This is a genomic window from Brenneria sp. g21c3, assembly GCF_040240345.1.
Lineage (GTDB): Bacteria > Pseudomonadota > Gammaproteobacteria > Enterobacterales > Enterobacteriaceae > Brenneria.
The window spans coordinates 166114-181190 of sequence record NZ_JBEIAB010000006.1 but is presented as its reverse complement, the minus strand read 5'-3'; the positions used below and the strand labels follow the sequence as shown (position 1 = coordinate 181190).

The window sequence follows — 15077 nt, the reverse complement described above, 5'->3', positions numbered from 1 at the left end:
TTCGCCATAAGCAAATTATCTGACCGGATAATTTCCGTCACCGCCGACCCTGTCCGTCCGTGAGCGGAGAAACCAGTGTTTTGTGCTATTATTTAAGCAACAAACCGCTTATCAGCAAATTTTAACCTACGGCGATTGCATAACTATTCTGCCGACGTTAACATTCGCGGCATCAATGGCTATTCAATTCTTACGCATGAGTATTCAACTAGACGGCATCAATTGTTTTTATGGCGCACACCAGGCGTTGTTCGATATCTCACTCAACTGTCCTGCGGGCGAAACGCTGGTTTTGCTTGGGCCCAGCGGTGCCGGGAAGAGTTCTCTGCTACGTGTCCTCAACCTGCTGGAAATGCCGCGCTCCGGTACGTTATCCATCGCCGGCAAGCAGTTTGATTTCAATCAGCCGCCCGCAGAAAACGCGATTCGCGAACTACGCCAAAACGTGGGGATGGTCTTCCAGCAATATAATCTCTGGCCCCATCTGACGGTGACGCAAAATCTGATTGAAGCGCCCTGCCGCGTACTCGGTTTGGGAAAAAACGAGGCCAGAGCGCGAGCGGATAAATTGCTGACCCGTTTGCGTTTGAATGATTTCGCCGATCGTTACCCCCTTCATCTTTCCGGCGGCCAGCAACAGCGCGTCGCCATTGCCCGTGCGCTGATGATGGAGCCTCAGGTGCTGCTGTTCGACGAACCGACCGCGGCGCTGGATCCTGAAATTACCGCTCAGGTGGTCGGCATTATCCAGGAACTGACGCAAACCGGCATTACTCAGGCGATTGTGACCCACGAGGTTGAATTTGCGCGCAAAACGGCCAGCAGAGTGGTGTACATGGAAAATGGACGCATTGTGGAGCAAGGCGACGCCAGTCATTTCTCCCGGCCCCAGACCAAAGAGTTTGCCGGCTATTTATCCCACTGATTAATGATAGGAAAATAACAATGAAGAAATTAATCGTTGCCGCCCTGCTCGCTGCCGTCGGCACCTCCGCCAGCGCGGCGGACACCATCCGTTTCGCCACCGAAGCCTCCTACCCGCCGTTCGAATTCGTCGACGCCGCCAATAACATTCAAGGCTTCGATATCGATCTGGCTAACGCGCTTTGCAAAGAAATACAGGCTACCTGCACTTTCAGCAATCAGGCTTTCGACAGCCTGATCCCCGGTCTGAAATTCCGCCGCTTTGAAGCCGTTATCGCCGGAATGGATATTACGCCGGAACGTCAGCAGCAGGTGTCGTTTACCCAGCCCTACTATGACAACTCCGCGCTGTTCATTGCCCAGAAGGGCAAAATCGCCGATGTCGCCGCGTTGAAAGGAAAACGCGTCGGCGTGCAAAACGGCTCGACCCACCAGAAATACCTGATGGATAAACACCGCGAGATTAACACCGTACCCTACGACAGCTACCAGAACGCGGTGCTGGATCTGAAAAACGGCCGTCTGGACGCGGTGTTCGGCGATACCGCCGTGGTCAATGAATGGCTGAAACAGAACGACAACCTGTCGGCTGTCGGTCACAACGTCACGGACAAAGACTATTTCGGCATTGGTCTGGGGATCGCCGTTCGTCAGAATAACGAGGCGCTGTTGAAAAAATTCAACGACGCCCTCGACAAAATCAAGCAGGATGGTACCTATCAGACCATCTACCAAAAATGGTTTCAGCAGTAATCCGACTCTCAATGACTGAATTTCAACCTATTGCAAGCGCCGCCGGCATGACCGTCGGCCTTGCCCTTTCCGCGCTGGCGTTGGGGCTTATACTCGCCATGCTGTTCGCCGTCTGGGAAACCGCCCGGTGGAGAGCGCTCGGCTGGTGTGGGACGATGCTGGTGACGCTATTGCGCGGCCTGCCGGAAATTCTGGTGGTGCTGTTTATCTATTTTGGTTCTTCCCAGCTACTGATGATGCTGGCGGACGGCTTTACCCTGAATCTGTATCTGGCGCAGATACCGATTCAATTGAACATCGAAACGTTTGAGGTCAGCCCGTTCCTGTGCGGCGTTATCGCGCTGGCGCTGCTGTACGCCGCTTATGCCTCGCAAACGCTGCGCGGCGCGCTGAAAGCCGTACCGCAAGGCCAGTGGGAATCCGGTCAGGCGCTGGGGTTGAGCAAATCGGCCGTTTTTATCCGCCTGATTATGCCGCAGATGTGGCGTCATGCCCTGCCCGGCCTGGGTAACCAGTGGCTGGTATTGCTGAAGGACACGGCGCTGGTGTCGCTCATCAGCGTAAACGATCTGATGTTGCAGACAAAGAGCATCGCCACCCGGACACAGGAACCCTTTACCTGGTATGTGGTTGCCGCGGCAGTCTATTTAGCGATCACGCTATTAAGCCAGTACGTTCTCAAGCGCATTGAGCAGAGAACCACCCGTTTTGAACGGAGGCCTTCCTGATGCTCGCTTATATACCTGAGCTGCTTAAAGGTCTGCACACCAGCCTGACGCTGACCGTGGTGGCTATCCTCGTGGCGCTGGCGCTGTCGCTGTTGCTGACCATCGTGCTGACGTTAAAAGTCCCGGTGTTGTCTGCGCTGACGAAAGGCTACATCACGCTGTTTACCGGCACGCCGCTGCTGGTGCAAATCTTCCTGATCTACTACGGTCCCGGTCAGTTTACCGCTATTCAGCAAATTCCGTGGCTATGGCGCCTGCTGTCGCAACCCTGGCTGTGCGCCATGGTCGCGCTGGCGCTCAATAGCGCCGCCTACACTACCCAGCTATTCTATGGTGCGATAAAAGCCATCCCTGACGGGCAATGGCAATCCTGTGCGGCGCTGGGCATGTCGAAGAAACAAACGCTGCATATTCTGCTGCCGTTTGCTTTTAAACGGGCGCTTTCATCCTATTCAAATGAGGTGGTCTTGGTGTTTAAAAGCACCTCTTTGGCCTACACCATTACCCTGATGGAAGTCATGGGGTATAGCCAACTGATGTATGGCCGCACCTATGACGTCATGGTATTCGGCGCGGCGGGCGTTATCTATCTTTGCGTCAACGGCATACTGACGTTGCTGATGCGCTTGATCGAGCGACGCGCGCTGGCGTTTGAACGCAGGAACTGACAGGGTTTTCTGGTGTATCCGCCATTGAGCCGGCATTGCCGTACGGATAACGCGCCGTACGAGTAAAAGAAACAGACTGGAGTATGTACATGAAAAAATTGTTGATCGCCACATTACTGGCAGGGATGACATTCAGCGCCGCAGCCGCAGACACCATCCGCTTCGCGTCATCGGCGACTTATCCGCCGTTCGAGTCTCTGGATGCGAATAACGAAATCGTGGGTTTCGATATGGATCTGGCGAAAGCGCTGTGTAAACAGATGCAGGCCAGTTGTACATTCACGAATCAGGCGTTCGATAGCCTGATCCCCGCGCTGAAATTCCGTCGCTATGACGCGGTGATTTCCGGGATGGATATCACCCCGGAGCGCAGCAAACAAGTGGCGTTCACCCAGCCTTACTATGCCAACTCGGCGGTGGTTATCGCACAGAAAGGCAAATTTAGTGATTTTGCCGCTCTGAAGGGGAAACGTATCGGTATGGAAAACGGTACAACCCACCAAAAATACATGAACGACAAGCATCCGGAAGTGAAAACCGTGGCTTACGACAGCTATCAAAATGCGGTGCTGGATCTGAAAAACGGCCGTATTGACGGCGTATTCGGCGATACCGCCGTGGTGAACGAGTGGATCAAAACCAACCCGACGCTGGCCACCGTCGGCCAACACGTTACGGATCCGGAGTACTTCGGAACCGGGTTAGGCATTGCCGTTCGCCCGAATGACAAGGCGCTGCTGGAAAAACTGAATAACGCGCTGGAGGCCATCAAAGCCGACGGCACGTACCAATCGATTAACGATAAGTGGTTCCCGCAATAAATCCCCGCTTGCACTACGCGGTAGCGCATACCGCGTAGTTCACCGTTTTCCCCTCGCTCAGTCCCGCGCGTTTCTTTGCAACAGCGTCAATACCTCATAATGCGCGGTATGCGGGAACATATCGAACAACTGTACCCGTACGGCACGGTAGTTGGTCATAACGTCCATATCTTTCACCATACTTTCGGCGTTGCAGCTGGAGTAAAGGATATAGTCCGGCGCCATACGGCTCAGATAGTCGCACAGCTCGCGGCCGATACCCCGGCGCGGCGGGTTGACCAGCACCAGATCCGGGATCCGGGCGTTAGCGACGGCGAACTGCGTTGAATCCAGCGCCTGAAACGCGAGTTGCGTCAGACCGAGCTGCTCGGCGGACAGACGCGCGCAGGCGATGGCCTCGGCGCTGATCTCAATACCGGTCAAGCGCATGGTCGGCGAGGCGCAATGCAGACCAAAACCGCCGACGCCGCAGAATAAATCCCACATACTGCGGATATTCAATTCCGCCACCCAGTCGCGGGCGGTGGCGTACAGCGCGGCGGCCACCTGCGGATTGGTTTGAAAGAAACTTTGCGGACGAATATAGAGCGGGACATGGTTAAGCCGTTCCGCCAGCGATGACGCGTCGCTGAGGATAATTTCCGTCTCCCCTTCCATAATCGCCTGATGCACCGGCTGAATATTGACCGAGATCACCTCAAGCTGGGGGAGCTGCTGTTGCAGCCAGGGCAATGCCGCCCGCAACTGGTCGAGTTTTTTTTCTGAGCGCAGAACAAAGCGCAGCATAAAGGCGCCGCGCCAGCGGCTTTCCGTCAGCAGCAAATACTTTAGCTCGCCGCGCCGACGGCCGACGTTATAGGGCGTCAGCCCGGCTCTGGCGATAAATATCTTCAGGGCGGCAAACACCGGCGCGAAACTGTCCGGGTAAAGCGGACAGTCGCACAGGTCGACCGCCTCGCCATCGCGATGCAGCATGCCCAGCAACGGTCGCTCAACACTGCCGCTGACCACCATTTTCGCTTTATTGCGAAAAGCAGACTGAGCCGAAGGACAAACGGGCAGCCATTGTTCAACCGGGCGTGACTGTAGTAAGTCGGTAAGATGTTGCTGTTTATCAGCGAGTTGCTGTGGATAGGTTTTTTCCAGCCACTGGCAGGAACGACAGGTTCCCGCGCTATACCGCGCACAATGCATAAAAAATCTAACTATCAGGTGAAAACAGAATGACGCGGATTGTACCACCACCGCGCCGTCATTTCCGCCGCAGAAAAAAACGCCGCTTGCGGCGGCCCGCAGGACGAGTCTCAGGGACGAAGACGAGTAAAAAAACGCCTGGAGCGTTTTTCAACGCCGCTTGCGGCGGCCCGAAGGGCGAGTCTCAGGGATGAAGACGAGTAAAAAAACGCCTGGAGCGTTTTTCAACGCCGCTTGCGGCGGCCCGAAGGGCGAGTCTCAGGGGTGAAGACGAGTAAAAAAACGCCTGGAGCGTTTTTCAACGCCGCTTGCGGCGGCCCGCAGGGCGAGTCTCAGGGACGAAGACGAGTAAAAAAACGCCTGGAGCGGCGCGGCAAAAAAAGCAATATCATGACCAGCAGATCGGGGATCTGCTGTAATAACAGCTGGTGCAATACCGCGAGGTGATTATCGCCGGAAATATGGAATATCGCCGGAAAATGTTCGCTCAAGGACGCGAGCAGCATATAGAACGCCACCAGACACTGGCAGATCACATATCCCCAACGACCCCAGTTAGCCCCTGCCAGTACGGCCAAACCACAGCGGATTTCCGTGCCGATCACCGCCAGCGACAGCAGCAGGATCAGCCCCGAGTCCCATTGCTGCACGCTGCTTGCTATCCATCCGCCCAGTTCACTCAGGCCCAACTCCCAGGCCAGCAGTAAAATTCCCACAACGCGGAGCGCAATGATGGCGATGCCGGCCACCATTACCGGCACGGGCGCATATTTTTTTCGCGGTATGCGTTTGCTTTTACTGTACAAAATCGCCAGTTTCTCCCTTCATATAGAACAACAACGCCACCAGACGAAGGTGGCGTTGTTATTAACAGCGAGGCCGGCAGCTAAAAAACAAACGGCGGCGAATTAACCCCGTCTGGCTTTCTGCAAATCACGCTGACGCTGTTTCTCGGCCCTGGCCATAAACCACCAGGCAATAAAACCAATAATGCCGACGACCAACAATATCAAAGAAGCCAGCGCGTTAATCTGTGGATTAACCCCCATCCTTACGCTGGAGAACACCAGCATCGGCAGCGTGGTGGAGCCCGGCCCGGCAACAAAACTGGCGATAACCAGATCGTCCAGCGACAGGGTAAAAGCCAGCAGCCAGCCGGAGATCAACGCCGGCGCAATCATCGGCACCGTAATAATGAAGAACACTTTTAACGGCGTGGCGCCCAGATCCATCGCCGCCTCTTCAATAGAACGATCCAGCTCCCGCAAGCGCGCGCTGATCACCACCGTGACATAGGCGGTGCAAAACGTCACATGGGCCAGCCAGATGGTGAACATTCCGCGTTCCGCCGGCCAGCCGATGGCATGCCCCAATGCGACAAACAGCAGCAACAGGGACAGCCCGGTGATTACATCCGGCATCACCAACGGCGCGGTCAGCATAAATGCAAAGCCGTTTGACCCGCGGAAACTGCCGAAACGCACCATCACCACCGCCGCCAGCGTTCCCAGCACCACGGCCATGGTGGCCGAGGCCGCCGCGATCGTCAGGCTGAGGACGACCGCGCTGATCATCGCCGAATTATGGAACAGCTCAGCATACCAGCGCGTTGACCATCCCGCCCATACCGTCACCAGCTTGGAGCTATTGAAGGAATAGATCACCAACATCAGCATCGGCGCGTAGAGAAAGGTAAAACAGAGCACCAAAATCACAATGCGCCACGGCGAACGCACTACCGGCAGATTATTCATTGCTCGCCCTCCGCGGTTTTGCTTTGATGCTTGTGGAACCAGATGATCGGCATAATCAGCAACAGCAGCATGATAATCGCCACCGCGGAAGCTACCGGCCAGTCACGATTATTAAAGAACTCCTGCCACAAAATACGGCCAATCATAATGCTATCCGGTCCGCCCAACAGTTCCGGGATCACATACTCGCCCACGGCGGGGATAAACACCAGCATCGACCCCGCGATGATGCCGCCTTTCGTCAACGGCACGATAACGCTGAAAAAGGTTTTCAACGGCCGGGCGCCCAGGTCGAGCGAGGCTTCAACCAGTGAATAATCCAGCCGCGTTAACGCGGTATAGATCGGCAAGACCATAAAGGGCAGATAGGAGTACACCACGCCGATATACACCGCCAGATTGGTATGCAGAATCACCAGCGGCTGATCGATAACGCCCAACCACAAAAGAAAGTTATTCAAAATACCATTATTTTTCAAAATCCCCATCCAGGCATACACGCGGATAAGAAACGATGTCCAGGACGGCAGAATAACCAATAACAGCAGAATATTTCGGGTGGAAGGCTTGCTGTGCGCCACGGCCCAGGCCAGCGGATAACCGATCAACAGACAGCCCAGCGTCGATATCGCCGCAACCTGCAAGGATTGCAGGTAGGCATCGACATACAGCGGGTCGCCGAGCAATTGCAGATAGTTCGCCAGATTCAACGAAATATCCAGCTTATCATCCGCCCAGGAAATCAGGTCGGTATAAGGCGGCACCGCGCGCGCCATCTCCGCCAGGCTGATCTTGAATACAATCAGGAACGGCAGCAAAAACAGCAGCAGCAGCCAGAAATACGGCAACGCAATCACCAGCTTACGGCCGTGCTCCTGGCGCCAGCGCGCAATCAGCAGGGCGAATCGCCCTCTTTGCTCTTCCGGCGGTACGGCGGCGTTATGTCCAGAAAACATTGTCATTATCACTCCCCGCTACACCGTCAGCACCACGCAACTATCAGCGTCCCAGCACAACCGCACTTCGTCGCCCCAGGTCGGCGAGCCTTTGCGATAGCGGTCGGCATTCTGCAACTGCGCGCTGATAATCTGCCCGCTGTTCAGTCTGACGTGATAAATCGACAGGTCGCCCAGGTAAGCAATGTGCACCACTTCCCCGACGGCGAAATTACAGCCGTCGGCCGGCGTCCGATCGCAAAGCATGATTTTCTCCGGCCGGAGCGCGATATACACCGGCACGCCGTCAACGATGGATACATCGGAATCGACCTTCAGCGGATGAACCAGTCCGGGGCTGCGTATAATCAACTCGTCATCCCGGCGCTCGGTCAGCACGCCTTCAAACATATTGACGGAACCGATAAACTCGGCGCTGAAGCGGGTATTCGGATGCTCGTATATCTCTTCCGGCTCGCCAATCTGCACAAACTTGCCGCGGTTCATGATGGCGATGCGGCCGGCCATCGTCATCGCTTCTTCCTGATCGTGCGTTACCATGACGCAGGTCACCCCGACGCGCTCCAGAATATCGACGACCTCAAGCTGCATGCGATCGCGTAGTTTTTTATCCAGCGCGCCCATGGGTTCATCCAGCAACAATAGCTTGGGACGTTTGGCCAGACTGCGCGCCAGCGCCACGCGCTGACGCTGACCGCCGGAAAGCTGATGGGGTTTACGTCCGGCAAACTCCTGCATATGCACCAGCGTCAGCATTTCTTCCACGCGATCTTTTATCTCGGAACGCGATAGCCGGTCTTGCTTCAAACCGAAAGCAATATTCTTTTCCACTGTCATATGGGGGAACAGCGCATATGACTGAAACATCATATTGATGGGGCGCTGGTAAGGCGGGACCAAAGAAAGATCCTGTCCATCCAGCACAATCTGGCCCTGTGTAGGATGTTCAAACCCTGCCAGCATACGCAACAGCGTGGATTTTCCACAACCGGAAGCGCCCAGCAGCGCAAATATTTCACCCTTGTAAATAGTCAGACTCACGTCGTCGACGGCGGCCTGGCCATCGAATGATTTAGTCAGGTTACGAACTTCCAACAGCGGCGTCACCGCTTTTTGGGGCCTGGGTTGGGGACGGGGAATAGCTTCACTCACTTCGCATTGCTCTCCGGCAAAAGCAAAACAAGTCGCCGTCTGGCTTCAGGCGGAATACGGCCTTTACGCACATGAGGCGACACGATTAGACACTCTTAATAGTGCAAACAGGCGGTATCGGCCGCCTGTTGTGTATACATATTCAGGATGAAAAACGCTTACTTTCCGCTTTTTACCCTGGTCCAGGCGCGCGTACGCGTGCGGTCAATTTGTGGCGATTGAACCTTGAGCGTAAACAGCTTGGCGCGTACGTCCGCTGGCGGATAGATACCGGGATCGTTGCGAATGTCTTCGTTCACCAACGGCACCGCTTCTTTATTCGCACTGGCGTAGTACACATGGTTGCTGATATTGGCGATGACGTCCGGCTTCAGCAGATAGTTCAGGAACTGATAGGCGGAATCCACATTTTTGGCATCCGCCGGAATGGCGAAAACATCAAAGAACGCCAGCGCCCCTTCTTTCGGGATACTGTAATGAATGTTGACGCCGTTCTTGGCTTCTTTGGCGCGGTTGGCCGCTTGCATCACGTCGCCGGCCCAGCCGATAGCGACGCAGATATCGCCGTTCGCCAGATCGTTGATATATTGCGAGGAATGGAAGTAGCGAATGCTGGGGCGCAGTTTCAGCAACAGTTCCGTCGCCGACGTCGTGTAGTCGTTCGCTTTGGTGCTGTTAGGATCCTGGCCCTGATAGTTCAAGACGGTGGCGAAAATCTCTTCAGGCGCATCCAAGAAAGAGACGCCGCAGCTTTTCAGCTTTTCCAGATTTTCCGGTTTCAATACCAGATCCCAGCTATCAACCGGCGCATCGGCGCCAAGCGCCGCTTTGACCTTATCGACGTTGTAGCCGATGCCGGTGGTCGCCCATAAATACGGCAACGCATATTTATTATCCGGATCGTGCTGAGCAATCAGTTTCAACAGTTCAGGATCGAGATTTTTGTAATTCGGCAGTTTACTTTTATCCAATGGCTGGAAAACGCCGGAAGCGAGTTGACGCTCGAGAAAACTGGCCGAAGGCACGACCAAATCAAACCCGGTGCTGCCCGCCATCAGTTTGCCTTCCAATACTTCATTGGAGTCAAACACGTCATAAACCACTTTTATGCCCGTTTCCTTCTGGAAATTCTGCAACGTGTCCGGCGCGATATAGTCAGACCAGTTGTAAACATGCAGCACTTTCTCTTCCGCAGACGCGGTGACGGACGCGGCCATCATTAAGCCAGCAACAACACCCGATAACCATTTTTTACGTTGGGTGAACATCCGTTCCTTCCTCCATACAAGGATGTGATTCATGAGAGTAAACTTATATCCGTCGGATACAAAAATCTTCCTGCGTCTATGTCATCGCGACAGCAAGCAATGAATAGTTATGTTGTTCATCTTTCCGGCTATCTGCGTTGAATGCAGCATAGCGGACGCCGTTACAAATGCGAGCCTATCGCAAAACTGTGACAGAAATTAAGCATAACCGCACTGCACCGGTCATACCATAGTCGAACGGAAAAAATGGTTTTTATCGATTATTTATTCATATTTTATCTATGCAATAGGGGCATTTACCGATAAACGCCGATTAATGCTCGGTAAAAACAGCAAAAATGCAGAATAAATGACGGATGACTTAAAATAAGTAAAACTGATTGCTGCCGTTGGCAGCAATGGCTTCAATGAAGGAAGGAGGTATTCATTCTACTGGCAGGAGTTTCTTCTTCATCACCAATAAACAGAAGATTATTTGCCCCGGCCTCTAAAATGACCATTGATATTTGCTCTTCAGATTGCTGCATGAAGTGCCTGAACTGCTCCAGCGTCATACCCGCGGCAACGCTGAACGACTGACAGACGATCAGCTTCGGCAGATTGTCATCCTGAACATCGATAAAGGCTTTTACCGTCAGGGAACTGGCGTTGATTTGACTCAAGTCGCCCACCAGCGGGATTAACGCGCTGGGTTTCACCTCGGCCAGGGCCGAAAACAGCACTACGTTATCCACCAGATCAACCTTGGCGTCGAATACGCCGTCAAAATTCTGCATATGCGGTAAATGCAGCGCCTGACAGGAGTCGCATTCGAAAAACAGGATGTTTAATTGATCCAGCCACCGCCGTAGCATAGCCAAATCCGGGACGATGAGTGAATCCATTATTTTGCCTCATGCTGACTGTTGTTAAAAAAGGGTCCATAGCTTACGGAATATTACCGCCCGATGCCATGACAAACACGCGTTAAATTGCGATAAATCACCAACGACCCGTTGCGTATTTTATGGCGGGCCGTTCATGCCCGCCACCTTTTTTGACCGATGCGCGCCGGCCAAGATACAAAACGCTAACCTTTATGCGCCGATAACGCCCGGACATGTTGCTCGATAAATTCAATGATCATGCCGGCGATATCAATCCCGGTGGTGCTTTCGATGCCCTCCAGCCCCGGCGAGGCATTCACTTCCATCACCAGAGGCCCGCGCTCAGCGCGCAAAATATCCACTCCGGCGACATTCAATCCCAACGTTTTGGTCGCATTAAGCGCAACCGCTCGCTCACGGGCGGTAATTTGCACCCTGCTCGCCGAACCGCCGCGATGCAAATTGGACCGAAACTCGCCCGCTTTAGCCTGTCGTTCGATGGCTGCCACCACCCGGTTGCCGATCACCAGACAGCGAATATCCCTGCCCCGTGCCTCCCGCACATACTCCTGCACCAGAATATGGGCATTCAGGCCGCGAAAAGCGTCAATCACGCTCTCCGCGGCCTGGCGGGTTTCCGCCAGCACCACGCCGATACCCTGCGTGCCTTCCACGAGCTTCACGACCAGCGGCGCGCCGCCGACCATTTCTATCAGGTCGCTGGTATCATCCGGCGAATGGGCAAAACCGGTAACCGGAAGATCGATGCCGGCGCCGGCCAGCAACTGAAGCGAATGCAGCTTGTCGCGGGCGCGGATAACCGAGACGGCGTTGTTAAGCGGGAAACTTCCCAAGCATTCGAACTGGCGCAGCACCGCCGTGCCGTAAAACGTAATTTGCGACCCAATGCGCGGAATAACCGCATCATATTTAACCAGCCGACGCCCGCGATAATGCACCGACGGCGCCGCCGAATTGATATTCATGTAACAGGACAGCGGGTCAATGATATCAATCCGATGTTTGCGCTCTTCCGCCGCTTCACGCAGCCGTTTGCAGGAATATAACGAACCATCACGAGACAGAATCGCAATCTTCATAAATGTCCCATACCCAATAGATTGATGGCGGGCTATCCTGCCCGCCTCCGGGCCGACGCAATTGCGTCTTGAAAAATAACGGCAATGCGGATACTAACGTATCGCCCATCCCTGCCGATGCAAGTAATCCAGCATAAACGGCCGCAGTTCTTTTTTTAGCGTGTACTGGACATGTTCGCTCCAGCTATCACTCCGATTATGGGTGCGCTGTAGGTAATACTCCGCCAATTGCCGATCGTATTCGGCCAGTTTTTCACGATCGAGCGGTTGGTAGGTATTCTCATGCATTAACATTGCCGGCGGCAATCGCGGTTTTAACGCCGGATCGGCGTCGGGGTATCCCAGGCAGAGACCGAATAACGGCAGCACCTGTTTCGGCAGTTGCAGCAAAGCGGTGACATCAGCGATATTGTTGCGGATGCCGCCGATAAACACGCCGCCCAACCCTAATGACTCTGCGGCGACCAACGCGTTCTGCGCCATGATGGCGGTATCCACGCAGCCTATCAGCAACTGTTCCGCCAAGCCGGTTTCGGCCTGTGGAAATATTTGCAGATGACGGTAAAAATCGGCGCAAAACACCCAAAACTCCGCCGCCTGCGCAACATAGCCCTGCTCGCCGGCATAGTGAACCAACGTCTGCCGCATGGCCGGATCGGTAATGCGGATAATTGAACTGCACTGTAAAAAACTGGAGCTGGAAGCGCTTTGCGCGGCGGCGACGATCGCGCCGCGCTGTTCGTCCGTCAGCGTTTGTGAGGTAAAAGCACGAATGGAACGATGATGTCGTAATAGATCAATGGTGGGCGTCACTCTGATATCCTTCAGGCATTATGTACTTTACCGATGAAAAGTTCTGATGCATGGCGTCATTATACTGTGCGGATCCTTAATGCAAACAGACGCCGAGCACGCATAGGATATTCCGCCGACCCCAGCGGATAATTATAGGTCAGCCGACACGCCGGACCAACTTTCTTCCACCGCCGCCATCACGCCCTTGTCGGGCAAGCAAGGCCAACAAGGCTGCAACCGATAAAGGAAGCGTATATGATAGATAAAGCGAATTATTGCGACAGGCAACGACGACTTTTTTTCATCGGCTAATGCAGGCATAGTCACCGCATTAAAGATAGGCATTCGCCGGCAATTTCAGAAAAACGACACTTTTCCCATTTATAAGGAGTTTACATGTTCGCTGTTATTTTCGGGCGCCCGGGTTGTCCATACTGTGTGCGCGCCAAAGCGTTGGCAGAAAAACTGGCTGAACAGCGTGATGACTTCCGTTTCCGCTATGTCGATATCCGGGCGGAAGGCATCACGAAAGACGATTTGTCGAAGACGGTAGGCAAACCGGTTGAAACCGTGCCGCAGATATTCCTGGATGAAAAACACATCGGCGGCTGTACGGACTTTGAAGCTTACGCGAAAGAAAATTTGAGTTTGTTCCAAAAATAATCGGCGCACGACAAAAAAGACGCATGTTGCGTAATAAGGCTGATGACAAAGGACGTCGCGCGGTGAGAATGGATAGATTTGTCAACAGGCTGAATGCCGGTCGCTTAAGCTGACCGGCATTTTTTTAAAGGATGGCACGGCCTGTTTAATGTCCGGTCGAAACCCTGCTGCCGCGTTTAATCAGCCAATACAGAAGACTGGCCGCCAATAGCGAATTAAGCGCCGGAATCCCCCATTCTATGGCGAAGCCTACTATGGCGCCGGCAACACTCGCGGCGATGGCCGCCCAACCGATCAACGGCGTATCGGCGGCTTCCGGCAGTTCGCCTGCTTTTCTGCTCGCGGCGAGTAATTGTCCATGAGTGCGTAAAATATAATAATCGACCAGCATGATGCCGATAATCGGCGGGAAAAGTACGCCAAGCAGCGTGAGAAAATCCACGAACCTATCCAAAATACCCATCACGGAAAGGAAGGTGCCAATAAACCCAATCACCAGCGTGATCGACATATAGCTGAGTTTTCTGCCGGTCATGCCTTCTATGGCGTTGGCAATACCCAATGATGACGAATAAAGATTGATGTCATTGATTCTCAATGTGGAGAAAATGACCGCGATCAGCCCGATCCCCCCGGCGGTTTGCGACATGATGGTCACCACATCGGCGGTATTCAGCGCCCGGGCAATTAATATCGCCAACCCGTTGACGATAAATTCCCCCACGATGATCGACATAATGGTGATCCAGAAAACGTGGTTGCCTTTTCGGGAATAACGGGTCATATCGGGGGTAATTAAACTTGCCACAATACAGCCGCCGACCACCATGGTGGCGCCGGCGCTGATGGAAACGGCCGTGCCGGCGGGAGCGGAACGCAGCAACTCGGCGATATTGTGCCCCGAGAGGGTCATAACGGAGATATAGCCGACAATAAAGATAAACAGCGGAACGGCTATTTTCGCGGTAAATTTTAACGCCTTGAAGCCAAAGGCGACCAGAATCGTCAGCGCGGCGCCGGACAGGGTGGCCGACCAGCCGAAGCCTAACCTGTCGCCGAGGGCGAAGTTGAGGGCTTTGGCAAAGACGGCGTTTTGCACGCCGAACCAGCCTAACAGGCTGACGGCTATCACCACGCCGATCAATACGGAACCCACGCGGCCGAAACCGCACCATCGGGCCAGCAGACTGCCGGATAATCCCTCTTTCATACCCGCATAGCCAAGGCCCAACGTTACCACCCCGAATATCGAGCTGCCGATAAAAATCGAGATAAAGGCATCGCGCAGCGTCATTGCGTTGCCCAGTACGGCGCCTAACATAAATTGATCCAGCGCGGTCAGCATCCCTATATGGACCAATGCCACATTAAAAAAGGGCAACCGTACATTCATCGGCACCCGACTGACCGGATAATCATCGATACTTTCCATCCG

Annotated in this window: 17 protein-coding genes; 7 read left to right on the top strand and 10 right to left on the bottom strand. The window is 54.1% G+C overall.

The window, feature by feature from the left end; genetic code table 11:
* Positions 1–196 precede the first annotated feature (196 nt).
* The 5 genes from artP to artJ (ABRZ28_RS11980) all read left to right on the top strand — a co-directional run bounded on the left by artP (position 197) and on the right by artJ (ABRZ28_RS11980) (position 3894).
* Positions 197–925 carry an arginine ABC transporter ATP-binding protein ArtP gene (gene artP / locus ABRZ28_RS12000; protein ID WP_319602947.1) on the top strand — a complete coding sequence of 243 codons (729 nt, stop codon included), beginning with the start codon at positions 197–199 and terminating at the stop codon, positions 923–925.
* A gap of 20 nt (positions 926–945) precedes the next feature.
* Positions 946–1677 (top strand): arginine ABC transporter substrate-binding protein, encoded by a 732-nt coding sequence (gene artJ, locus ABRZ28_RS11995; protein ID WP_319602784.1) that lies wholly within the window; start codon positions 946–948, stop codon positions 1675–1677.
* A gap of 11 nt (positions 1678–1688) precedes the next feature.
* Complete coding sequence (gene artQ / locus ABRZ28_RS11990; RefSeq protein WP_319602785.1) at positions 1689–2405, top strand: arginine ABC transporter permease ArtQ; 717 nt, start codon at positions 1689–1691, stop codon at positions 2403–2405.
* Positions 2405–3073, top strand: a complete 669-nt coding sequence (gene artM / locus ABRZ28_RS11985; RefSeq protein ID WP_319602786.1) for an arginine ABC transporter permease ArtM — start codon at positions 2405–2407, stop codon at positions 3071–3073. Before artQ ends, artM begins: the two co-directional genes overlap by 1 nt.
* An 89-nt stretch (positions 3074–3162) precedes the next feature.
* The gene (artJ, locus tag ABRZ28_RS11980; protein ID WP_319602787.1) at positions 3163–3894 is read left to right on the top strand and encodes an arginine ABC transporter substrate-binding protein; all 732 of its coding nucleotides are present in this window, start codon (positions 3163–3165) and stop codon (positions 3892–3894) included.
* Positions 3895–3951: 57 nt separating this feature from the next.
* Here artJ (ABRZ28_RS11980) and rlmC read toward each other — a convergent pair whose 3' ends face one another.
* Positions 3952–5088 carry a 23S rRNA (uracil(747)-C(5))-methyltransferase RlmC gene (rlmC, locus tag ABRZ28_RS11975; protein ID WP_330520349.1) on the bottom strand — a complete coding sequence of 379 codons (1137 nt, stop codon included), beginning with the start codon at positions 5086–5088 and terminating at the stop codon, positions 3952–3954.
* A 332-nt stretch (positions 5089–5420) separates the two neighbouring features.
* The gene (locus ABRZ28_RS11970; RefSeq protein ID WP_330520390.1) at positions 5421–5840 is read right to left on the bottom strand and encodes a YbjO family protein; all 420 of its coding nucleotides are present in this window, start codon (positions 5838–5840) and stop codon (positions 5421–5423) included.
* Here ABRZ28_RS11970 and ABRZ28_RS11965 point away from each other — a divergent pair.
* Entirely contained in the window at positions 5818–6000 is a 183-nt protein-coding gene (locus tag ABRZ28_RS11965; protein ID WP_330520395.1) for a hypothetical protein, read from the top strand. The two genes, ABRZ28_RS11970 and ABRZ28_RS11965, sit on opposite strands and share 23 nt — an antisense overlap.
* On the opposite strand, the gene potI is transcribed toward ABRZ28_RS11965, so the two are convergent.
* The 7 genes from potI to nfsA form a co-directional block, all read right to left on the bottom strand.
* A complete protein-coding gene (gene potI / locus ABRZ28_RS11960; RefSeq protein WP_319602789.1) occupies positions 5997–6842 on the bottom strand; it encodes a putrescine ABC transporter permease PotI in 846 nt (281 codons plus the stop codon). The genes ABRZ28_RS11965 and potI overlap by 4 nt on opposite strands.
* Complete coding sequence (gene potH, locus ABRZ28_RS11955; protein WP_413556067.1) at positions 6839–7804, bottom strand: putrescine ABC transporter permease PotH; 966 nt, start codon at positions 7802–7804, stop codon at positions 6839–6841. Before potH ends, potI begins: the two co-directional genes overlap by 4 nt.
* Before the next feature lie 12 nt (positions 7805–7816).
* Complete coding sequence (gene potG, locus ABRZ28_RS11950) at positions 7817–8950, bottom strand: putrescine ABC transporter ATP-binding subunit PotG (RefSeq protein ID WP_319602790.1); 1134 nt, start codon at positions 8948–8950, stop codon at positions 7817–7819.
* A 158-nt stretch (positions 8951–9108) separates the two neighbouring features.
* The gene (potF, locus tag ABRZ28_RS11945) at positions 9109–10218 is read right to left on the bottom strand and encodes a spermidine/putrescine ABC transporter substrate-binding protein PotF (RefSeq protein WP_319602791.1); all 1110 of its coding nucleotides are present in this window, start codon (positions 10216–10218) and stop codon (positions 9109–9111) included.
* 404 nt (positions 10219–10622) lie between these two features.
* Positions 10623–11102, bottom strand: coding sequence for a type III secretion system chaperone family protein (locus ABRZ28_RS11940; RefSeq protein WP_319602792.1), 480 nt, complete (start codon positions 11100–11102; stop codon positions 10623–10625).
* Between the two features lie 185 nt (positions 11103–11287).
* Complete coding sequence (rimK, locus tag ABRZ28_RS11935) at positions 11288–12184, bottom strand: 30S ribosomal protein S6--L-glutamate ligase (RefSeq protein WP_319602793.1); 897 nt, start codon at positions 12182–12184, stop codon at positions 11288–11290.
* 93 nt (positions 12185–12277) lie between these two features.
* A complete protein-coding gene (gene nfsA / locus ABRZ28_RS11930) occupies positions 12278–12997 on the bottom strand; it encodes an oxygen-insensitive NADPH nitroreductase (RefSeq protein ID WP_330520348.1) in 720 nt (239 codons plus the stop codon).
* Positions 12998–13375: 378 nt separating this feature from the next.
* Here nfsA and ABRZ28_RS11925 point away from each other — a divergent pair, with 378 nt between their 5' ends.
* Positions 13376–13642, top strand: coding sequence for a GrxA family glutaredoxin (locus ABRZ28_RS11925; RefSeq protein ID WP_319602795.1), 267 nt, complete (start codon positions 13376–13378; stop codon positions 13640–13642).
* Positions 13643–13787: 145 nt separating this feature from the next.
* Here ABRZ28_RS11925 and ABRZ28_RS11920 read toward each other — a convergent pair whose 3' ends face one another.
* On the bottom strand, positions 13788–15074 hold the full coding sequence (locus ABRZ28_RS11920) for a purine-cytosine permease family protein (protein WP_330520347.1): 1287 nt from the start codon (positions 15072–15074) through the stop codon (positions 13788–13790).
* Positions 15075–15077: the final 3 nt, after the last annotated feature.

Bases quoted from the DNA above. Each gene is read 5' to 3' on its own strand.
- artP (WP_319602947.1), top strand. From the start codon at position 197: ATGAGTATTCAACTAGACGGCATCAATTGTTTTTATGGCGCACACCAG.
- artJ (WP_319602784.1), top strand. From the start codon at position 946: ATGAAGAAATTAATCGTTGCCGCCCTGCTCGCTGCCGTCGGCACCTCC.
- artQ (WP_319602785.1), top strand. From the start codon at position 1,689: ATGACTGAATTTCAACCTATTGCAAGCGCCGCCGGCATGACCGTCGGC.
- artM (WP_319602786.1), top strand. From the start codon at position 2,405: ATGCTCGCTTATATACCTGAGCTGCTTAAAGGTCTGCACACCAGCCTG.
- artJ (WP_319602787.1), top strand. From the start codon at position 3,163: ATGAAAAAATTGTTGATCGCCACATTACTGGCAGGGATGACATTCAGC.
- rlmC (WP_330520349.1), bottom strand. From the start codon at position 5,088: ATGCATTGTGCGCGGTATAGCGCGGGAACCTGTCGTTCCTGCCAGTGG.
- ABRZ28_RS11965 (WP_330520395.1), top strand. From the start codon at position 5,818: ATGATGGCGATGCCGGCCACCATTACCGGCACGGGCGCATATTTTTTT.
- ABRZ28_RS11970 (WP_330520390.1), bottom strand. From the start codon at position 5,840: ATGGTGGCCGGCATCGCCATCATTGCGCTCCGCGTTGTGGGAATTTTA.
- potI (WP_319602789.1), bottom strand. From the start codon at position 6,842: ATGAATAATCTGCCGGTAGTGCGTTCGCCGTGGCGCATTGTGATTTTG.
- potH (WP_413556067.1), bottom strand. From the start codon at position 7,804: ATGACAATGTTTTCTGGACATAACGCCGCCGTACCGCCGGAAGAGCAA.
- potF (WP_319602791.1), bottom strand. From the start codon at position 10,218: ATGTTCACCCAACGTAAAAAATGGTTATCGGGTGTTGTTGCTGGCTTA.
- ABRZ28_RS11940 (WP_319602792.1), bottom strand. From the start codon at position 11,102: ATGGATTCACTCATCGTCCCGGATTTGGCTATGCTACGGCGGTGGCTG.
- rimK (WP_319602793.1), bottom strand. From the start codon at position 12,184: ATGAAGATTGCGATTCTGTCTCGTGATGGTTCGTTATATTCCTGCAAA.
- ABRZ28_RS11925 (WP_319602795.1), top strand. From the start codon at position 13,376: ATGTTCGCTGTTATTTTCGGGCGCCCGGGTTGTCCATACTGTGTGCGC.
- ABRZ28_RS11920 (WP_330520347.1), bottom strand. From the start codon at position 15,074: ATGGAAAGTATCGATGATTATCCGGTCAGTCGGGTGCCGATGAATGTA.